Source organism: Pseudomonas sp. Sample_16, from assembly GCF_004307665.1.
Classification (GTDB): Bacteria; Pseudomonadota; Gammaproteobacteria; order Pseudomonadales; family Pseudomonadaceae; genus Aquipseudomonas.
Window position 1 is genome coordinate 1 of record NZ_RCOB01000147.1, and the last position, 2,199, is coordinate 2,199.

2 protein-coding genes are annotated in these 2,199 nt (G+C 51.2%); both read right to left on the reverse strand.

Features of this window, described 5'->3' with window-relative positions:
• Positions 1–363: 363 nt before the first annotated feature.
• The gene (locus D8U69_RS19740) at positions 364–843 is read right to left on the reverse strand and encodes a hypothetical protein (protein WP_241667882.1); all 480 of its coding nucleotides are present in this window, start codon (positions 841–843) and stop codon (positions 364–366) included.
• Position 844: 1 nt separating this feature from the next.
• A partial coding sequence (locus tag D8U69_RS19745; RefSeq protein ID WP_177434585.1) for an RHS repeat-associated core domain-containing protein occupies positions 845–2,199 on the reverse strand: 1,355 nt, incomplete at its 5' end.

The window sequence follows — 2,199 nt, forward strand, 5'->3', positions numbered from 1 at the left end:
TGCCCTGCGCGGTCGGCAGGCGCTGGATCGACAGCAGGCGATCGCCGTCGTCATATGCATAATCCTGACGGGCATCGGCATTGAGTTTGGCCAGCAGCCGGCCAATGCTGAGGGCTCACCATAGCTGGTACATTGCTCCACCACACGTTAGCCGTTGTGGATGTTTTCTCAGAGGTAATTAAAGTTCAGGCTCAAGGCATTGATGCGACAGGGAATTGCGTCGTCGACGACATGAACAGAGCATTAGATCACCTGACAACAAACTAATCATGTTATAAAAGAGCGAAGCGCACATAATTACACCAACTAAAAACCCCTCACCAAACTGCCGCCAACGGAGATTCTCAACTCATCCATCGCAAATCAAATAACGACTATTTCATCCTTACAGAAGCCAACAGGCCAGCGACCACAGTAATACAATTTTATTATTGTCGACCATCGCTCACCAAGTCCGTAATACTCTTCAGAGACATATTGCCTAAAAGCGAAGCAGATTCCATTTCTTGCCGCAAGGCTAAAGTCATGCGGCGCACACAAAAATTTATTTTTATCAAGATTTTTAGTCGCAGCCATTACCGCCTTATTCACCTTCATCCGCATAGCAACAAGATCAGAAGGTGGTTTAGGAATATTATAAAAAGGGTCCGGCTGAGTTGGAGATGTGGGCAGCCACTCAACACAATCGTAGCGCCCCTTAAACTCAGCATCAGAAGGCTCTACAAAAACCTTGCGGACATTTTTTATATATATCAAACGACCATCCTCAGCCCCGTCACCCCCCATATTAAAAAAAAAGTCGGACCCTTCTATTTTTTTACACTCTTCGTCAATATCAATCATATTACAATCTCAAATCAGTTATTGTACCAGGCGGCAGAGCCTTTCTTCCTTGTTGAATTGTTGTCCTGAGAACTCCACCTGCGGCATGCGGACCTGGAATTCCTGGCAAGGAATGATTAGGTAACGAGCCGTGTGTCGGCATTAGATTCCACCACTTGTTTGCGCCACCGCTTTCCAAAGGGATGATGTGATGGGGAGTTGCTCCAGATGGCCATACTCTACCGGTGTTGGCTTCCCATTGCTTCATCAAATAGTTTTGACTACCCACAAATTCTTTACGTGCCATCTGATTTTGAAACACAGTACGCCTCTGAACAACGGGCAGATTTCCTTTCAATATCTGCGCTTGCTTCGCAGTGATTTCCCCGCCAGCAGACGCGACCTTGTTCGCATCATTTACTACCCTTTCATGAAGCGACGAACATGCTAACCCTAAAGGGTCTATCCAACCTAACGGGTTGCTTCCATATTGATAGAGATTATCCCCCCCCATTAACCCTATCGGATCCTGCGTAACAAACCGCCCCACCTCCGGATCGTAATACCGAAACGTGTTGTAGTGCAGCCCCGTCTCGTCGTCGAAATACTGCCCCTGAAACCGCAGATTCTGCTCGACTTCGTTGACGTCCAATCGCTCCAGCGAGCCCCACGCCTTGTACGTCGCCTGCCAGACGATCTGCCCTTCCCGGTCAGTCATCTCCAGCGGCGTACCAATCTGGTCGGTATGGAAGTAGTAAAGCTGCTGCGCTTCACCTTCTGCCTGGTCGACACGCGCCAACGGCACATAGCTGCCCGGTTCGTAGATATACAGACTGCTTTGCCCCGGACGCTCCTCCCGCAGCATCCGCAGGCCTTGCCATAAGAAGTGTTTCTGCTCGGTCACGCCATTAACAACAGACTGTTTACCAACCCGCCGCCCAAGGCTGTCGTACCGATATGCACCGGTACTCTCCAGCTTGCCGTTGATCAACGTCTCGGCCCGCACCAGCCGATTCTCACAGTCATAAACAAACGTCTGCAGCGTGCCCATCCCGCTGCGTTTCTCAATCAGGTTGCCCCACGCATCGTAGGCATATTCCTGATCTCGCCAGCGCTTGAGACGGTTGTCTTTGACGTGGTCGAACTGGCTGGTGTTGAAGTTCAGCCGGTTCGCCGCGGCGTCGTAGCGGAATTCTTCGCTGTCGATCAACTGGCCGGTGTCGCGGCTGTGCAACTGGCCGTTGGCTTCATATTCGTACTTGATCTCGCCACGCAGTTTGTCGAGGGTGCGGGTCAACTCGCCAGCCGGGTCGTATTGATGGCGGCGGTGGATCGGGTTGTAGGCGTGTTCGACCAACAGCGCAGGTTGGATGCCTG